The 17,167-nt window shown below is 71.4% G+C and carries 15 protein-coding genes; 6 read left to right on the forward strand and 9 right to left on the reverse strand.

The annotated features are described in order from the left end of the window. Nucleotides 1-147: 147 nt before the first annotated feature. Complete coding sequence (locus BCD49_RS38320) at nucleotides 148-882, reverse strand: TetR/AcrR family transcriptional regulator (RefSeq protein WP_007511246.1); 735 nt, start codon at nucleotides 880-882, stop codon at nucleotides 148-150. 123 nt (nucleotides 883-1,005) lie between these two features. Between BCD49_RS38320 and BCD49_RS38325 the strand changes: the two genes are divergently transcribed. Beyond that, nucleotides 1,006-2,604 (forward strand): MFS transporter, encoded by a 1,599-nt coding sequence (locus BCD49_RS38325; RefSeq protein ID WP_007511248.1) that lies wholly within the window; start codon nucleotides 1,006-1,008, stop codon nucleotides 2,602-2,604. 35 nt (nucleotides 2,605-2,639) lie between these two features. Here the strand turns inward: BCD49_RS38325 and BCD49_RS38330 are convergent, their stop codons facing one another. The 6 genes from BCD49_RS38330 to BCD49_RS38355 form a co-directional block, all read right to left on the reverse strand. Beyond that, on the reverse strand, nucleotides 2,640-4,433 hold the full coding sequence (locus BCD49_RS38330; RefSeq protein ID WP_198939485.1) for a hypothetical protein: 1,794 nt from the start codon (nucleotides 4,431-4,433) through the stop codon (nucleotides 2,640-2,642). Between the two features lie 201 nt (nucleotides 4,434-4,634). Continuing rightward, nucleotides 4,635-6,254 carry an ABC-F family ATP-binding cassette domain-containing protein gene (locus BCD49_RS38335; RefSeq protein ID WP_007511252.1) on the reverse strand — a complete coding sequence of 540 codons (1,620 nt, stop codon included), beginning with the start codon at nucleotides 6,252-6,254 and terminating at the stop codon, nucleotides 4,635-4,637. Between the two features lie 58 nt (nucleotides 6,255-6,312). Beyond that, the gene (locus tag BCD49_RS38340) at nucleotides 6,313-7,347 is read right to left on the reverse strand and encodes a DUF7064 domain-containing protein (RefSeq protein WP_027140861.1); all 1,035 of its coding nucleotides are present in this window, start codon (nucleotides 7,345-7,347) and stop codon (nucleotides 6,313-6,315) included. A gap of 14 nt (nucleotides 7,348-7,361) precedes the next feature. Then, nucleotides 7,362-8,504: a sulfotransferase family protein gene (locus BCD49_RS38345; protein ID WP_071042487.1), complete on the reverse strand. Its 1,143-nt coding sequence runs from the start codon at nucleotides 8,502-8,504 to the stop codon at nucleotides 7,362-7,364. 266 nt (nucleotides 8,505-8,770) lie between these two features. After that, nucleotides 8,771-9,370 (reverse strand): TetR/AcrR family transcriptional regulator, encoded by a 600-nt coding sequence (locus BCD49_RS38350; protein WP_007511257.1) that lies wholly within the window; start codon nucleotides 9,368-9,370, stop codon nucleotides 8,771-8,773. Beyond that, nucleotides 9,367-11,295: a flavin-containing monooxygenase gene (locus BCD49_RS38355; protein WP_027140860.1), complete on the reverse strand. Its 1,929-nt coding sequence runs from the start codon at nucleotides 11,293-11,295 to the stop codon at nucleotides 9,367-9,369. The genes BCD49_RS38350 and BCD49_RS38355 overlap by 4 nt, the downstream gene beginning before the upstream one ends. A 138-nt stretch (nucleotides 11,296-11,433) precedes the next feature. Here BCD49_RS38355 and BCD49_RS46045 point away from each other — a divergent pair, with 138 nt between their 5' ends. The 3 genes from BCD49_RS46045 (at nucleotide 11,434) to BCD49_RS38365 (ending at nucleotide 13,476) form a co-directional block, all read left to right on the forward strand. After that, nucleotides 11,434-11,562 carry a hypothetical protein gene (locus BCD49_RS46045; RefSeq protein ID WP_274535057.1) on the forward strand — a complete coding sequence of 43 codons (129 nt, stop codon included), beginning with the start codon at nucleotides 11,434-11,436 and terminating at the stop codon, nucleotides 11,560-11,562. Further along, on the forward strand, nucleotides 11,559-12,287 hold the full coding sequence (locus tag BCD49_RS38360) for an SDR family NAD(P)-dependent oxidoreductase (protein WP_007511261.1): 729 nt from the start codon (nucleotides 11,559-11,561) through the stop codon (nucleotides 12,285-12,287). Before BCD49_RS46045 ends, BCD49_RS38360 begins: the two co-directional genes overlap by 4 nt. Before the next feature lie 142 nt (nucleotides 12,288-12,429). Beyond that, nucleotides 12,430-13,476: an aldo/keto reductase gene (locus BCD49_RS38365; RefSeq protein ID WP_007511263.1), complete on the forward strand. Its 1,047-nt coding sequence runs from the start codon at nucleotides 12,430-12,432 to the stop codon at nucleotides 13,474-13,476. A gap of 48 nt (nucleotides 13,477-13,524) precedes the next feature. Here the strand turns inward: BCD49_RS38365 and BCD49_RS38370 are convergent, their stop codons facing one another. Continuing rightward, nucleotides 13,525-14,379, reverse strand: a complete 855-nt coding sequence (locus tag BCD49_RS38370; RefSeq protein ID WP_007511266.1) for a helix-turn-helix domain-containing protein — start codon at nucleotides 14,377-14,379, stop codon at nucleotides 13,525-13,527. 153 nt (nucleotides 14,380-14,532) lie between these two features. On the opposite strand from BCD49_RS38370, the gene BCD49_RS38375 reads away from it, so the two are divergent. Continuing rightward, on the forward strand, nucleotides 14,533-15,636 hold the full coding sequence (locus tag BCD49_RS38375; RefSeq protein ID WP_007511268.1) for an NAD(P)/FAD-dependent oxidoreductase: 1,104 nt from the start codon (nucleotides 14,533-14,535) through the stop codon (nucleotides 15,634-15,636). A gap of 57 nt (nucleotides 15,637-15,693) precedes the next feature. On the opposite strand, the gene BCD49_RS38380 is transcribed toward BCD49_RS38375, so the two are convergent. After that, nucleotides 15,694-16,656: an alpha/beta fold hydrolase gene (locus BCD49_RS38380; protein WP_071042488.1), complete on the reverse strand. Its 963-nt coding sequence runs from the start codon at nucleotides 16,654-16,656 to the stop codon at nucleotides 15,694-15,696. Between the two features lie 250 nt (nucleotides 16,657-16,906). Here BCD49_RS38380 and BCD49_RS38385 point away from each other — a divergent pair. Further along, on the forward strand, nucleotides 16,907-17,167 hold a 261-nt coding region (locus BCD49_RS38385; RefSeq protein WP_071042489.1), incomplete at its 3' end, for an ArsR/SmtB family transcription factor.

Genomic DNA, 17,167 nt, shown 5'->3' on the forward strand with positions numbered 1-17,167 from the left:
GCCTCGGCACGCCGACCCACCCGGCCGGCGGCAGCCACGCCTCGCCCGGGCCGTGACCGGAGCTCGGACGTGTCCTGAAGCGGCCTGTGACGTCGGCCTTCCGAACCGACCTTCCGAATCGAGGGAACGGGCGTCGCGGTCGCCGGTCTACAGATCCTGATGGACCGGGGGGCGGCCTCGGTGGACCGTGGTGACCATGCTCTGCACGGAACGTTCGATCTGGTCCGCGGTGGGCGCGGCCGGTATCGGATCGGTCCGCGTCGATCCCTCGGCCCGGAAGGCGTCGAGGAGGTAGGCGGTGAAGCGGCGCCAGGCGTCGGGCGCGGCCTCGTGGGTCGCGGCGGCCAGTCCGGCGTTGGCGAGCAGCAGGAGGCCGATGTCGGCGGCGACGAAGTCGGGCCGCAGGGAGCCGTTCCGCTGGGCCCGGGCGACGAGCTCCTCCAGCTCCGCGTGTGCTTCCGCCTTGAGCTCCTCGACCGCGCTGGACGAGGGAAACCGCAGGGTGATCAGGTCACGCAGGCCCGCGTCCGCCGCCTGCGCGCCGCAGAGGTACTCGATGAGCTCTCGGAAGCCCGCCCAGGGGATGGGGTTCTCCAACGCCCGGCCGACGGCGGCCCGGTAGTCGCGGATGTTCTCCTCGATGCTCGCCTCGAGCAGGTCGGCCCTGGTCGGGAACCGGCGGTAGAGCGTGGCGATGCCGACCCCGGCGCGCCGCGCGATCTCCTCCAGGCCGACCTCGATGCCGCGCTCGGAGAACACCTCCCGTGCGGCCCGCAGAATGCGCTCGCGGTTGCGCTCGGCGTCGACCCGCAGCGCGGGGCCTGACCGCCTGGTCGACCCGGCGGCCATCACCTCGTTCCCGCCGAGTCGCGGACCGTCCATGTGACGAGCCTACCTTCCTATCTGGAGGCGATCCTCCGTTTACCCTGCTAGGGTTATCCGGAAGATCTCCTCCACTTGTATCGCTTCCGACGACCGCCGCGTGCTCGACGAAGGGATGGCGCCATGTCACAGCACGTCGTCGCCGATGATCATCGGACGGGCTCCGCCTCGGTGGCGGGCGCGACTGGCCGGCGGGGTAATCCCTGGTGGGCCCTGGTGAGCGTTGCCCTCGGCGTCATCATGGTCGGCCTGGACGGGACCGTCGTGTCGATCGCGAACCCGCGGATCGCCGAGGACCTCAACGCCTCGCTGACCGACCTGCAGTGGATCACCAACTCCTATCTGCTGGCCCTGGCGGCGCTGCTGATCTTCGGCGGAAACCTCGGCGACCGCTACGGCCGTAAGCGGATCTTCCTTATCGGTGTGGTGGGGTTCGGTCTCTCATCGCTGGCGATCGGCCTGGTCGGCAACATCGTCGGGATCATCGCGTTCCGGGCGGTCCAGGGCGCGTTCGGAGCCCTGCTGCTGCCGAACACGCTCGCCATCCTGCGCGGCGCGTTCTCGCCCAGAGAGCTGAACCGGGCGATCGGGATCTGGAGCGGCGCGTCGTCCGTCTCGATCGCCGGCGGGCCGATCATCGGGGGCCTGCTGGTCGAGCACGTGAGCTGGGAGTCGGTCTTCTACATCAACGTGCCGATGGGCGCGCTCGCGCTGGGCGTGGGCCTGGCAGTGCTGCGCGAGTCCCAGAGCGAGAGCGTGGGCCAGCGCCATGACATTCCCGGCATCGTCACCCTGTCCGGCGGCCTGTTCGGCGTCATTTTTGGCCTGATCAAGGCGTCCAGCTGGGGGTGGACGGATGTGAAGACGCTCGCCTTCGTCATCGCCGGCCTGGCCGTGCTGGCTCTGTTCGTAGTGATCGAAACCCGGGTGCCTGCTCCGCTGCTGCCGATGCGGCTGTTCACCAACCGGTCGATCTCGGTGAGCAGCGCGGTCCTCGTCATCAACTTCTTCGCGTTGTTCGGCGTGCTGTTCTTCGTCACGCTGTTCCTGCAGAACGTCCAGGGTGTCTCGCCCATCGGGACCGGCGTGCACATCCTGCCGCTGTCTCTGGTAATGATGATCATGGGGCCGATCTCCGGCCACGTCACCGAGCGCTTCGGGCCCCGGCCGCCGATGGTGGCCGGGCTCGTCCTGTCCGGGGTCGCGTTGCTCCTCCTGACCAGGCTCGAGATCGGCTCCGGTTTCGGCGCGCTGTGGCCGTCGCTTCTCATGCTCGGCATCGGGATGGGCCTGGTCATCACCGCGAGCGCGGAGGCGATCATCGGCAACGCGCCGGTGGACGACGCCGGGGTCGCCGGTGGCCTGCAGACGACGGCACTGCAGCTGGGTGGCGTCATCGGCACCGCTGTGCTGGGCTCCATCCTCAGCAGCCGGGTGGGCTCGGTTCTGATCGACAAACTGACCGGCGCCGGCGCTCCCGCCGACGTCGCGAACCGCCTGACCGGCTCGAACGAGCTCATCAGCCAGGGAGTCGCGCCCAGGGTCACCGGTGCGCCGGAATCGGTGCAGGCCGCCGTGACGGCGGGCAGCCACTCGGCCTTCATGACCGGTCTGCACACGTCACTCGTCGTCGCTGGCGTCGCCACCCTCGTCGCCGCGGCGCTGGCCCTCCTGGTCCGACGAGGAGCCAACAGCGACGGCGCCGCCGTCGTCGTCCACTAGGCCGCCTCAGAGCCCGAGATCGGACACTGCCTCCATCAGCCGCCGCGTCGCACCTGAGGCGTCACACGCTCGTGCGCGGACCCTGTGGGTGAGCCGGGGGGATCGCCGACGGGAACGCCGAGCCGGGCCGACACGGTCCAGGCCAGCGTGGTGAGCAGGGCCCGCCGATCCTCGACGCGGCGCCCGGTGATGTCGACGGCCACGGTGAGATCGCCGACTAGGACCACCGCTCGGACGCGGCCGCGCAGGTAGACCTGGCCCGGCACGGGCAGCCGCCGCCGACGCGAACCGGCCATCAGCAATGTCCGCAGCGGGCCAGCCGTGAACACCAGGCACTGGATGGTCACCGCGGGGCCGCCCGCCCCGCGGGCCCGGAAGCTGCTGACATTCCCGAGGGCCAGTGGTAGGGCCTCGATCTGGCGGCCCGGAAACAGCGGCCGCAGGTCGGCGACGTCGAGCAGCGCCGTCGGATCCGGCCTGGCGGCGACGCCCAGCTGTGCCGGCGCCAGCTCCAGGACGTCGACCGACCAGGTACGCGCGCCGACGTCCCGGGACAGCCGCACGACCGATCCGACGCCGGGTGGGCACACCGCGGCGTCCAGGCCGAGCCGGCGCGCGACCGCGTGGCCGGAGGCACCGTCGTGCACCGCCAGCCACCAGGCGCCGGACGGCGCGTGCCAGACGCGCACCACCTCCCCGGCGGCCAGCGTCTCCGCGCCCGTCCCGCCGGCCGGATCGTCGACGTCGGTGTGGTACCTGAGGCGGCCAGGCCCGTAGCGTTCGCGCGCTTCGCCATGGGTGTCGTTACCTCGGGAGGCGCCGAGACCGCGGGTGTCGATCCCGGTCTCGAACCGGATGGTGATCTGGCGTGGCGTGCCGCCGCGGGCGGTCCAGGCCGCCGCCTCGGGCGACTCGTCGGACTCGAACGGCTTCACCGCCGCGGGCGCGTGCCCCAGCGCGGCGGCGTACACCAGCCGGTGACCGAGGGCGCCGATCGCCTCCGGCCCGGCCGCCGCCAGGTCGGGATCCGCGGCCAGGCCCGAGCCGACCCGTCGCCAGCGCCTGCGCCGGCGCCCGTCGTCCTCGTTGCGCGCACCGCCGATCACGATCATCGAGATCGTGGCGGTGGCGAGCAGCACGAGGACGAAGACGAGGAACCACTGCGCGGCGGGGCTGTTGATGGTGTCCTCGGTCTCGACCTCCGGCTCCACGAAACGGCGCGCGGCGGCGAGCCCGGCGAACGTCGAGACGGCGAGGACCAGGAAGACGCTGACGGTGGTGAGGCGGCGGACTCGGCGCCGCCGCGAGGTCTGGAACCGGGCGGCGGCGCGTTCGGCCTCGGCCACTAGCTCGTCCCGCCACCGCGACGGCGACGGCACCGCCTCCTGGAACAGCGCCCCGGCCGGCAGTGGCCCCCGCGCGGTGCGGACCGCGATGAGGCGCAGCACGGCGGTCTCGTGCATGGCGAGCGGCGGATCGTCCGCGCCGCGGCCGGACCCGGCGTCGGTGTACTGGACCAGCACGCCGAACCGGTCGTCGCGCCAGATGTCGACGAGCCCGCGCCGCGCCAGGTCGAGAACGATGGTCGCCACCGCCGTCGACGCCGCCAGGGTCGGGGAGGCGGCCACGGCGGCGGCCAGCGCCGGTTCCGGCCCCGCCTCGGCCGGCCGTCCCTCGTGCAGCAGCTCCCGCCTGATCCCCAGCCGGGTCAGTGCCACCGCGGCCGTCACCGCCGCCCAGGTCAGCAACGTCACCGCGGTCGCGACGTCCACCCACACGAGTTCGGCGCCCAGCACGATCATCGGGTCGGCACCACGGGAGGCCACCACGGTGGCGCCCCGTCGGCGAGTTCCGCGCGGGAATCCCTCTCGAGATCGGCATCAAGATCCGAGGCCATGTCCGAAACGTCGCATGTTCGCCAACGCGGGGCAATCCGCCGGCGCTGTCGCCTCCCCGACCCGGCGGGGCTTAGGCCGTGTCTGACGGCCTCCGGTCACGCGAGGCTCCGCCATTGCCGCGTGCCCTTTGGCCTAGCGGGCGCGCTGCACCCGTCGTTCGTCCCAGACCGGCTTGGCAGTCTCGCGAACCTTGCCGTCGGTTCCGAACACCAGGAAACGGTCGAACGACCGGGCGAACCAGCGGTCGTGGGTGACCGCCAGGGTCGTTCCCTCGTATGACTCCAGACCCTTCTGCAGGGCCTCGGCGGAGGCCAGGTCGAGGTTGTCGGTCGGCTCGTCCAACAGCAGCGCCGTCGCGCCGCCGATCTCGAGCAGGAGGATCTGGAAGCGGGCCTGCTGGCCGCCCGACAGCCGGTCGAACGGCTTGTCGCCGTGGCCGTCGAGCTCGTAGCGGCGCAGCGCGTTCATCGCCGCTCCCCGGCTCTTCGCGTGGTCGGCCCAGAGGATGTCGACCAGGGTGCGCCCCTGCAACTCCGGCCTGGTGTGCGTCTGCGCGAAATGCCCCGGCACGACGCGGGCCCCGAGCTTCCACTCGCCCTCGTGGGCGACGTCGCCGCCCGCGAGCAGCCGCAGGAAATGGGACTTGCCCGAGCCGTTCGAGCCGAGCACGGCGACCCGTTCGCCGTAGAAGACCTCCAGGTCGAACGGCTGCATGAGACCGGTCAGTTCCAGCCCCTTGCAGGTGAGGGCCCGCACGCCCGTGCGCCCGCCCCGCAGCCGCATGGTGATCTTCTGCTCGCGCGGCGGTTCCGGCGGCGGGCCGATCTCCTCGAACTTGCGCAGCCGCGTCTGGGCGGCCTGGTAGCGCGAGGCCATCTCGTCGCTGCGCGACGCGTACTGCCGCATGTCCACCACGAGCTTCTTCAGCTGCGCGTGCTTCTCGTCCCAGCGCCGACGCAGCTCCTCGAACCGCTCGAACCGTTCGGCGCGCGCCTGGTGGTAGGTGGCGAAGCCGCCACCGTGCACCCACACGACGCTTCCCGCCGGCCCCGGCTCGACGCTGACGATCCGCTGCGCCGCCCGCACGAGCAGCTCGCGGTCGTGGGAGACGAACAGCACGGTCTTGCGGGTGGCGCGCAGCTGCTCCTCGAGCCACTGCTTGCCCGGCACGTCCAGGTAGTTGTCCGGCTCGTCGAGCAGCAGGACCCCGTCGGGGCCGCGCAGCAGGGCCTCCAGGACCAGCCGTTTCTGCTCACCGCCGGACAGCGTCCGCACGGCCCGCCACTGCGCCTTCTCGTAGGGCATGCCGAGCGCGGACATCGTGCACATGTCCCAGAGGGTCTCGGCCTCGTAGCCGCGGGCGTCCGCCCAGTCGGCGAGGGCCTGCGCGTAGCTCATCTGCGCCGCCTCGTCGTCGCGTTCGACGAGCGCGACCTCGGCCTCGTCGACGGCGCGCGCGGCCCGCCGGATGAGCGGAACCGCGACCGAGACCAACAGGTCGCGCACGGTCCGGTCGTCGCGGACCGAGCCGACGAACTGCGGCATGACGCCCAGGCCCCCGCTGACGGTCACCGTGCCGGCGTGCGGCGCCAGCTCGCCGGTGATGATCCGCAGCAGCGTCGTCTTGCCCGCGCCGTTGGCCCCGACCAGCGCGGCGATGGCGCCATCCCCGACCCGGAACGAGGCGTCGTCGAGCAGCACCTGCCCGTCCGGCAGGTGGTACTCGACATGCGCGACCTCGACGTGGCTCATCGGTTCCATCCAAACCCATGAGGCCCCGCCCGGGGTCGGCCGGGTGGCGATCGCGACGTCAGGCCATCTGGTCGGGCGTGCTGGACCGTTCGATCATGCCGATGGCGGACTCGTCCTCCCAGGTGTAGCGGGCCAGGCCCTGCTGGAGCTGCATGCCGCCGCCGACCTCGGGCGGCATCACCATGAACGTCGAGAGCACCGTCTCGCCGCCGATCTCGACCGTGCCCTTCGCCGTCTCCAGCGTGACCGAGACGTCCTGGCCGCTGGCCTCCAGGGTCCGCAGCCAGGGGGCGCGCGCGACGCGGGCGGGAATCAGCTCGCCGCCGTCGACCACGTAGCCCTCGTTGTACGTGGGCTTTCCGTCGGCGCGCGGGGGATAGACCTGGAAGCCGAAACCTCGGCCGCTGGGGAACAGCGCCGCCTGCCACACATGGCCCCAGAACTTGGCCAGGCGGCGGATTCCCTGCCGGCGGATGCGGTCGGCGCCGCCGCTCAGATGGTGGACCTCGTCGCCGATGGTGAAAGTCCCGGTGGCCCGGCACAGCTGCTCGAACCGCCAGGGATAGCCGATGAGGTAGCCCTCCTCCTGGGTCGCCAGGATGCGGCGGGCGTCCTCGCTGGTCGAACCGTTCTCCCAGGGCGGCGCGGCCGGGTAGATGTCGATCTCGGCTTTGACGGGCACCTGCTCGCCGCCGCCCCACGGCGTCCAGCCGTCGATCTGCGCTCCCGAGGTGGTCGTGAGCGCCGTGCCGTCGAGCCGGACGCGCAGGTGGCGGTACGGCTCGACCAGCTCGAACGACAGCGGACCAGCACCCAGGACCCGTGGCCGGCCGTCCGGCCCGGCCGGGTCGTGTACCGGTCCCGTGCCGAACACGTTGTACACGCGCCCGTCCGCGAACCCGATGTTGACCTGGACGTCGTGCGTGTCCCACTGGTCGGCGACGGCCTCGACGCCGATGCGTGGAATGCCGAAGGTCCCGCTGTCGTCCCAGATCCACGCGTTGACCGACTCGCGCGCCTCCGGGTCGTCGGGCTGCCTGGCGAAGACGAACTCCCGTTCCTCGTCGAGGCCGCCGGTCAGGTCCATGGCCATGGGGTGGTCCCCTTTCATGYGGTCCACCGCGCGGACCGCGTCACGTAGTCGGCGAAGAGCGGCCGCACCTCGTCCAGGTCGAGGCCRAAGTCGGCCGGGTCCGGATGGACGTTCTCCTCGCGGTTCTCGGCGTTCTCGTGCCACCAGCGCCGCATCCCGGCCTCGAACGGTCCGGTGACGGGCTCGCCGAGCCAGGCGTAGAGCCGCCGGACCTCGCCGACGGGGTCGCGTTGCACGGCGCGGAAGTCCAGGTCGAAGAACCGCTCGTCGTGGCCCGCGTCGCGGAACTCCAACGCGCGTCGCATACCGACGGACCACTGCTCGACGTTGAGGGCCGCGAGGTAGTGGGGGTCGACCTCGTCGCTGAACATCGCGGCCGCCGTGGCGTACACGTCGGCGACGGAGACGAGGACCTCCGTCGGGTCCCGGTGCGTCATCACGAAACGTGCGTCCGGGAACGCCTGGTCGAGATGGCCGAGGTAGACCAGGTGGGTCGGGCATTTCAGCCGCCACGGCCGGCGCTCGGCGCCCCACTGGAGCAGTTTCAGCACGCGGCGTTCGTAACGGTAGGTCGACGTCAGGTCGGCGTCGAGCAGCCAGGACGAGTACGACGGGATCTGCGCGAATGCCTGGAACACCTGGGACTTGAAGTCGAGTCCCATGAGGTCGTGGTCCTCGAAGGGCCCGGTCGGCGATGACGGCTGCATCGTGGCCAGCTTCGGCGACAGCTGGCGCGTCATGGCCGACTTGGCCTGGGAACGGGCGATCCGCGGATCCGGGGCGGGCACGGTGGAGGGCGGCGGGCATGGCTCCTCGGCCTGCCACTGCACCAGCGAACGCGCCCCCGGATCCTCACCCAGCAGCGCGGCCAGCGCCGTGGAACCCGTGCGGGGGAGGCCCAGACCGATCAGCGGGCGTTCGATGACCTCGCCGTCGATCTCGGGATGACGGTGGTACCAGTCCTCGACCTGGAGGCGGTTCCTCAGCAGCCGGACGATGATGTCGCGCAGGGCGAACTCGCCGACGGCGGTCAGTCTCGCCTCCTTGCGTAAGGAGTCGACCAGCAGGTCGAGGCCCTCTCTGAACGTGTCCTCGCCGAAGTCCGTCAGGCTGGTCTCGGCGCGGGCCGCGGCGAGCAGGTCGTCGACGTCATCCATGCGTTTGCTCCCGGGATGGCTGGGTGCCCGGGCTGGCACCGGGCGTGGCGCTGGCGGCGGGTGTGTCCAGAGGCGGGACGGCGACGGCCGGTCGGGCCTCGGCGAGCGGAAGGCGGACACCGAGCTGGCCTGGCCAGGGCTGCGGCGCGCCGGATTCGCGGGAGCGGATTCGCGCGAAAATTGGTGGCAGCAGACTCCCCCGAATATGGGAGTCGCGTCAAGCTGCGCCGCGGCGCAGCGGGCTTCCGCCCCGTCCCGTCTCGGTCCTAGGAAAGGCCTGGGACGAGGAACTCCTCGACGAAACGGCGGACCGACGCGGAGTCGTCGGGGTCGACCGCGTCGCCCGGCGTCGTGACCAGGGACATGACCACGCGGATGACCCATTCGGCCGCGCGCGCGATATCGAGGTCGGCGCGTACCTCGCCGCGCGCGCGGGCCGTCTCGAGATAGGGGCGCCAGAACACGGCCATGCCGGGGACCGCCTGGCGCAGCCCGGCTCCCAGAACCGCGGCGCACGCCTCCGGTTCACTGGCTCGCAGCCGCAGGACCAGCGCGTCCGGCTCCTGCCGCCGCGAATAGCACACCGCCTCGGCGACCTGGGCGGCCAGTCCTTTCCTTTTCGAGACGAGCGCGCGGGCTCCGGCCCAGAACTGTTCGTCCTGCCGGATCAGGGCCGCGCCGAGCAGTGAGGCCTTGTCGGGGTAGTGGCGGTAGAGCCAGGCCCGCGAGAGGCCGGCCTCGTCGGCGACCCGCACCATCGTCGTGCGCCGGATCCCGACGTCGCGCAGGCAGCGGACGGCGGCGTCGAGGAAGATGGTCCGCACCGAGTCCGGCGGGTCCGCGGCCGCCGGGGTGAAGCCGATCATCGGATCACGAAGTCCTTGAGGTCTGGCTCGGCCGTCCACGTCCAGTAGTCGACGACGCGCCAGGGGCTGACGCCGTGGATCTCGCCGCGGGAGTTCTTGAAGTAGGAGTGCCTGATCGACGGCTGCGACCACACCAGCGTCCTGATCTCCCGCTGGGTGCGTTCGTGCCAGTCGTCATAGCGCTCCTGGTTCGGCTCCATCGACACGTGGCCGCCRCCGATGAGCTCGTCGAGGCACCGCGAGATGTAGCGCATCTGGCACTCGGAATGGAAGATCAGGCTCGCGCCGTGCGCCAGGTGTGTGCCCGGCCCGTACATCAGGAACAGGTTTGGGAATCCCGGCACGGTGATGCCGAGGTAGGCCGCCGGCCGCTCGCCCCAGAGCTCCAGCAGGTCCCGCCCGTCGCGGCCGGTGATCCGCATCGGCGCCAGCACCTCGGTCATCCGGAAGCCGGTGGCGAACACGAGCACGTCGGCGGGGTGGCGCCGCCCGTCGACGGTCACGACGGCGTCCGACTCGATGTGGTCGATGCTGGTCCGGACGAGGTCGACGTTGTCGCGCCGCAGGGTCCGCAGCCAGCTGCCGTCGTCCTGCAGGGTGCGTTTGCCGGTCGCCGGATAGTCCGGAACCACCTTCGCGATCAGTTCCTCGTCACCGCCGCACTGGCTGGTGATCAGGTTGGTGAACATCTGGCGGATGAGCTCGTTGTGCGCACTGATCGCGACCTGCTGGTCGGGATAGGCCGGATCGACGCGCGCGCCCGCCAGCCCGGCGTCGCAGCCTGGCCAGAGGATCAGGAAGCGGTACCAGCGGCCGTAGAACGGCAGGTGTCGCAGCGCCCAGCGGACACCGGGGCCGACCTTGGCGTGGTAGTTCGGGTTGGCGAACATCCACTGCGCGGTGCGCTGGAAGACGGTGAGGTGCCGGACGTCGGGCGCGATGGCCGGCGCGATCTGGAAGCCGCTGGCCCCGGCTCCGATCATCGCCACCCGCCGGCCGGCCAGGTCGACGTCGTGATCCCAGCGCGCGGTGTGGAACGCGGGGCCGGCGAAGTCGTCGCGGCCGGGGATGTCCGGCATCTTCGGCCGGTTGAGCTGACCGACCGCCGAGATCACCGCGCGGGCGGTCAGGACGCTCTCGGTGCCGTCGGGCCCGAGGCAGCGGACCGACCACGTGCCATCGTCGTCGTTCCAGTCGGCGCCGAGCACCTCGGTCCGCCAGCGGACGTGCGGGGCTACGCCGCGGGCGTTCATGACGTCCTCGAAGTAGCGCTGGAGCTCCGGCTGCTGGGCGAAGAACTCGGTCCAGTGGTCGCTTGGCTCGAAGCTGTAGCAGTAGAAATGGTTGCCGACGTCGACCCGCGCGCCCGGGTAGGAGTTCTCCCACCAGGTTCCGCCGACACCGGCGTTCTTCTCGACGATCGTGAACGGAATACCGGCTTCCTTCAGCCGGATACCCGCGAGCAGGCCGGACTGGCCGCAGCCGATGACCACGACGGGGAACGCGGCCCGGCCGGCCGGCGACGACGTCGCCTCGATCCTGCGGTCATCCGTGCCGGCGAGCTCCATCTCCTCGAGCAGCATCGGCACGTATTCCGGCGCGACCTCGCCGCAGACCAGCCACTCCATCATCTCGTGGAGCTCGTCGCCGGACAGGGACCTCGGGTCCGGGCACCCGGCGTCGCGGTAGTCCCGGATGACGTCGAGCGCGAGTGCCCGGACCTCGGCCTTGTCCTCCTCGGACATGAAGCCCTGGACCTCGTTGAGGAACAGKCCCGCCGGCTTCAGCCGGCCGCGAATCAACTCCAGATCCCCGGCCATGTGAACCATCGACATCATCAGCGTCGGGATGCTCACGTCGAGCAGGGCCGCGGCGATCTCGTCGTCAGAGGTGGTGAAGGTTTCGCCTGCGTGACGGTTCCGCATAAGGTATACAGTAGTACACAAGATCGATATTGTGTCTACGGACGCTTCGTCCACGGACCTCAGGTCTATGGATCTGGTGTCCATGGACATCGTGCCGACGGACGCCGTGTCCACGGTCGGCCGGTGCGAGGTCGACGGGTGCGAGGGAGAACCGTGCGCCAGGTCGTCGTGATGCGACAGATCGTCGTGACGGGTGCCGTGAGGGCTCGGGTGCCACGGGTCGCGGTCCGGGCCGGCGAACGCGTCGAGGCGTTGACGCGGCCGTGACCGGCGTGGTCGTCACCGGCGGCGCCTCGGGTATCGGTGAGGCCTGCGCGCGGGCGCTGGTCGACGAGGGCCGGCCCGTCGTGCTCTGGGACCTGAACCAGTCGGTCGTCGACGTGGCCGCCTCGTTGGGGATGAGCGCCGTCGTCCTCGACGTCACCGACGCGGCGGCGGTGGCGGCCGCGGTCGAGGCGTCGGTGGCGACGCTCGGGGGAGTCGACGGGCTGGTCCACGCGGCCGGAGTCGTGAGCATCGATCCGATCGGTGCGCTCAGCGCGGATCTCTGGGACAAGGTTCTCGACGTCAATCTGCGCGCCCACGCGCTCGTCAGCCAGGCGCTCCTGCCGTCGCTGCGCGCGGCCCCGGGTGCCGCCATCGTCGGGATCAGCTCGATCGAGGCGCTCCAGGGCAACGGCGCGATTCCGGCCTACTGCGCGTCGAAGGCCGGCCTGCTCGGGCTCACCCGCTCGATGGCGCACCAGCTCGCCGCCGACGGCATCCGCGTCAACGCCATCTGCCCCGGCTACATCGAAACCCCCATGATCGCCACGGCGCTCGACGTTCCCGGCCTGCGGGAGAAGTTCGAGAAGAGATCTCCGCTCGGACGGCTCGGCCAGCCGGCTGACGTCGCCAACGCCGCGGCTTTTCTGCTGAGCCCCAAGGCCGCGTTCATCACCGGTGCCTGCCTGGTCGTCGACGGCGGCGCGACGGCGGTCGACCCCGTCTGACCGTCCGGCTCCGCTGACCGRCCGGCCGGCCGGCCTGCCTGCTGGCCCGGCACGCCGGACGTCTTTGCCGGGTGGGCCACGTCCGGGCGGCCGGGCCCGAGAGCCCGCCGCGATAGTGTGCCGGCTGACCTGGGGAGTGTGGATGAAGTACCGCAAGTTCGGTCGAACCGGCGTCGAGGTCAGCAGTCAGTGCCTGGGCGCGATGATGTTCGGGGTCATCGGCAACCCTGACCACGACGAGTGCGAGCGCATGATCGGCCGGGCGCTCGACGCCGGGATCAACTTCATCGACACCGCCGACATCTACTCCCGCGGCGAGAGCGAGGAGATCGTCGGCAAGGCGGTCGGGGCACGGCGCGACGACGTGGTCATCGCGACCAAGTGCTTCAACCCGATGGGGACCGACCGCAACCAGCGCGGCGGGTCCCGGCGATGGATCATGAAGGCCGCCGAGGACAGCCTGCGCCGGCTCGGGACCGACTACATCGACCTGTACCAGGTCCACCGGCACGACTGGGACACCGATCTCGAGGAGACTCTCGGCGCGCTCACCGACCTGGTCCGCCAGGGCAAGGTGCGGTACATCGGCTCGTCGACCTTCCCGGCGGACTGGATCGTCGAGGCGCAGTGGGCCGCCCAGCGTCGTAACAGCGAACGATTCGTCAGCGAGCAGCCGCAGTACTCGATCTTCGCGCGGTCGGTGGAGCAGGCCGTGCTGCCGGCCTGCCTGCGCCACGGCATCGGGGTGATCCCGTGGAGCCCGCTGTCCGGCGGCTGGCTCACCGGCAAGTACCGGCGTGGCCAGGACGAGCCGGCCAGCTCGCGGTACGCCGCCGGCAGCGTGTTCGCCCGGGGCCGCACGATCTCCGGCGATCCGGACTCCGAGGCCAGGTTCGACGCGGTGGAGGAGCTGTCCAAGATCGCGGCGGCGGCCGGCCTCTCGCTCACCCACCTGGCGCTCGCGTTCGTCGACCGCCATCCGGCCATCAGCTCGACGATCATCGGCCCCAAGACCGTCGAGCAGCTCGACGACGTGCTCGCCGCCGTCGACGTCGTGCTCGACGACGCCACCCTCGACGCCATCGACCAGGTCGTGCGCCCTGGCACCGACCTCGCCGGCGTCTTCCACATGACCGGAGACCCGTCGCTGCGCCCCGAGCTACGCCGCCGGCCGGTCGCGCGGTCCTGAGGTCAGGTGCGCCCGGCCCGGCCCGGCTGGACCGGGCCGTGGCCCGCGTCAGTGGACGACGAGGCGTAGTGGCTGCGTCCGGTCGCGGTTGAGCTGGTCGAGCGCCGCGGCCGTCGCCGCGTCGGCGGGCAGGTAGACGACCAGACGTTGTTCGTCGTCGACGGGGAGCTCGAGGGTTTCGTAGGCGAGGCGAAGCGCGCCGGCATCGGGGTGGGCCAGGCGCAGGACGCCGCTGCTCTTCGCCAGGCTGGGAACCGCGTCGACCCGGTGGGTGAAGGCCTCCCCGGCGGTGACCGTCAGTTCGTCCACGAACGCCGCCATGTCGGGACGCGCCCGGAAGGGGCCCTGTTTGAGCGCCGCGACCTGTTCGTCGGCCACGTGGGCCCAGTCCGGGTAGGCGGCGCGGGCGCGGCTGTCGGTGAAGACGTACCGGGCGAGGTTGGGCTGCGCGGTGTCCAACAGCCCCGTGGGTCCGGCGAGCCGTTCGTAGCCGGCGGTGTGCGCGAGGATGTCGGTGAGCGGGTCGAGCAGCACCGCGGGTGTGGGCTCGAGGCGGTCGAGCAGGGCCTGGACGGTCGGGCGGACGACGCGCGACAGGCTGCCGAGGCCCCGGCAGTTGAACGCGGGGTCCGCGGCCTTCGTCAGTCGGTGCAGGTGGACGCGTTCGCCCATGGTCAGCCGGAGCGCGTCGGCGAGGGCCGAGAGCACCTGCGGGGACGGTCGGCGGTCGCGCCCCTGCTCGAGCCTGATCACGTACTCGACGCTGACGTCGGCGAGGGCCGCCACCTCGGAGCGGCGTAGCCCAGGGGCACGGCGGCGCGGTCCGGTAGGCAGGCCGACCTCGGCCGGGCTGACCTTCTCGCGGTGTGTACGCAGGAACAGCCCGAGCTCGTTGTCGCTCACGGTCCGACCGTAACAGCGTCCCCACCGTTGTTGGTGTCCCCGTCACTACCACCCTCCGCGCGGCCTTCCTGAACGCCCGCCCGCTGGCGAGAGTCGCCAAAAAGGGGCTCGGCGACGTCGAGCCCGACTCTGCGTCCGCGGGAGCTGAGAATCATGAGCGGTACGGTTGTGGTCATTGGCGGGGGTTATGGCGGCGCGGCGGTCGCCAAGGCCCTCGAGGCCGAAGCCGAGGCCGATGTCGTTCTGATCGATCCACGGGACGCCTTCGTCAACGCGGCCGGGTCGCTGCGGGCGCTGGTTCAACCGGCCTGGGCTCCCAGGATGTTTTTTCCTTTCGCCACGCTGCTCACCCGGGGCACGGTGATTCGAGAGCGAGCGGTCTCGGTGGATTCCGGCGGTGTCACCCTTTCCTCGGGGCGGCATGTGCGGGCGGACTACCTGGTGCTCGCCACCGGCTCCAGCTACGCCTACCCGGCCAAGTCGAAGGCTGACGCGACCGAGGACGCGCTGGCGGACCTGCGCGACACTCACAAGGAGCTGGCCGACGCCGAGCGTGTGCTGATCGTCGGCGCGGGTCCGGTCGGCCTGGAGTTTGCCGGTGAGATCAAGGATGCCTGGCCGAACAAGTCCGTGACCGTCGTCGACCCCGCCGAGACGCTGCTGGCGGGCTTCGAGCCGGATATGCGCGACGACCTGCACCGCCAGCTCGAGGACCTGGACATCCAGCTGCGCCTGGGAGTCAGCCTGACGGCGCCGCCGCCGACAGAGGCCGGCCGGGCCGGGACGTTCACCGTCGCCACGGCCGACGGCGCCGAGGTCACCGCCGACATCTGGTTCCAGGCCCACGGGGTGCGTCTCAACAACGACTACCTTGCCGACGGCCGGCTCACCACGCTCACCGCGCGCGGCGAGGTCGCCGTGACCGACACCCTGAACGTCGCGGGGCACGACCATGTCTACGCGGTCGGCGACCTCACCGATGTCGCCGAGGACAAGCTGGCCGCGTATGCCCTGCGGCATGCGGAGGTCGTGGCGACGAACATCACCGCGCAGCTGCGGGGCGAGCGGCCCACGACCACCTACCAGCCGCTGCCACATCCGATCATCCTGCTGCCGCTCGGACCGCGCGGCGGCGTCGGGCAGATGCCCACCCCCGAGGGCCCGGCCGTCGTCTCGGCCACGACGGTCTCCCAGTACAAGGGCGTCGACCTGTTCACCGGCCGTTTCACCGACCAGTTCGGTCCCACCGCGGCCTGAACGACCTCCACCGGGATGGGGCCGCCGCCTTCGACCCTGCGGCGAAACTCTCCAGAATCAGGAGGAGTAACGCGGGCGGACGGCGGCGGCCAGGTCGCCGTGCAGGTCCGCCAGCAGCCGGACGCACTCGTCCGCGGCGTCGAGAATCATGTGATGGTGGGCGTCCGGCAGCGTCACGAAGGTCGCTGCGGCGGGCAGCGCGCCGCGCGCGTACGCGGCGATCTCGTCGGTGACGATCAGGCTGAGTCCGGCGCGGACGTACCACACCGGCATCCGTAGCCGCGCCAGGCTGTCCACTACCCGGTCGTTGTCGGTCGGCGCGAGTCCGTGCTGGTCGAACTTCCAGGTCCAGCCCTCGGCGCCCGTGCTCGTGGTCGGTCGCACGGCGTACTCGGCGACCGGGTGGACCAGGTCCGCCGACGGTTCCGGCTGCGGTGGCTGCAGCCGGAACCGCGCGGTCGCGGTCTCCCGCGAGGTGTAGACGATCTCGCGCCCGGGTGGGAGCGACGCCACCCGTGGCGGTGGCGAGCCGGCCGGCCRCAGCATCGAGTCGAGCATGATGACACCGCCGAACCGGTCCGGGTGGCTGGCCGCGGYGACCGCCGCGACCCGGCCGCCCATGCTGTGACCGATCACCAGCGCCTGGCGGGACCCGACCGCGTCGAGCACCGCGATCAGCTCGGCGGTCCACATGTCCACGCCGTAGTGTTCGCGGTGCCCGCTGTCGCCGTGGCCGCTGAGGTCGAGTCTGATCACCCGCCAGCGCTCCTCCAGCGCCGGCAGCATCCGGTACCACCACAGGTGGTGCGCCCGGTAGCCATGCACGAGCAGCAGGTCGCGGCTGCCCGCCCCGGACACGGCGTAGCGGATCGGCACGCCGTCCACCAGCACCTCGTTCGGCAGCGCGGGCGCGGGCGCGGGCGCGGGCGGCCCCGGCCGCGCGGGCGGCTCCGCCCGTGCTGGCCCTGCCTGTGCTGGCACCGCCGTGCCACCGGACACGCCGGTCTCGACCGGGCTCATCCCGCCTCCGACCCGTCCACCCCGTGCAGTAGTCAGAACGAGCCGATTCTCGTCCCGCCCGGTCGGTAGACGCGCACGAATGTGGCCAGCGCACCAGTCCCTGAGGACAAGGCCGGGCCGGGCCACGCGGTGTGTGCCGGCGGTCGCCGCTGTTCCCGCGAGCAATGATCAGAACATGATCGTCGACTGTCAGGACTCGCCTGATTCCTCCAGGCTTGACGTATGCCGATATCGGAATATGGTTGCGGTCATGGCACGAGCAGCGACGACGTCGGACGTCTTCAACGCGATCGCCGAGCCGCAGCGTCGGGAGATCCTGGTGCTGCTGCGGGCGGGTGAGCGGCCGGTGACCGAGCTGGCCCAGGAGCTGGGGATGACCCAGCCGGGGGCGTCCAAACACCTGCGGGTGCTGCGGGAGGTCGGGCTGGTGCGGGACCGCAGGGCAGGCAAGCAACGCCTGTACGGCCTTGACGCCTTCGAGTCGGTCCTGACGTTCGCGCCCGACGGCGCG

This window comes from Pseudofrankia sp. EUN1h, assembly GCF_001854645.1.
Lineage (GTDB): Bacteria > Actinomycetota > Actinomycetes > Frankiales > Frankiaceae > Pseudofrankia > Pseudofrankia saprophytica.

Bases quoted from the DNA above. Each gene is read 5' to 3' on its own strand.
- BCD49_RS38320 (WP_007511246.1), bottom strand. From the start codon at position 882: ATGGACGGTCCGCGACTCGGCGGGAACGAGGTGATGGCCGCCGGGTCG.
- BCD49_RS38325 (WP_007511248.1), top strand. From the start codon at position 1,006: ATGTCACAGCACGTCGTCGCCGATGATCATCGGACGGGCTCCGCCTCG.
- BCD49_RS38335 (WP_007511252.1), bottom strand. From the start codon at position 6,254: ATGAGCCACGTCGAGGTCGCGCATGTCGAGTACCACCTGCCGGACGGG.
- BCD49_RS38340 (WP_027140861.1), bottom strand. From the start codon at position 7,347: ATGGCCATGGACCTGACCGGCGGCCTCGACGAGGAACGGGAGTTCGTC.
- BCD49_RS38350 (WP_007511257.1), bottom strand. From the start codon at position 9,370: ATGATCGGCTTCACCCCGGCGGCCGCGGACCCGCCGGACTCGGTGCGG.
- BCD49_RS38365 (WP_007511263.1), top strand. From the start codon at position 12,430: ATGAAGTACCGCAAGTTCGGTCGAACCGGCGTCGAGGTCAGCAGTCAG.
- BCD49_RS38375 (WP_007511268.1), top strand. From the start codon at position 14,533: ATGAGCGGTACGGTTGTGGTCATTGGCGGGGGTTATGGCGGCGCGGCG.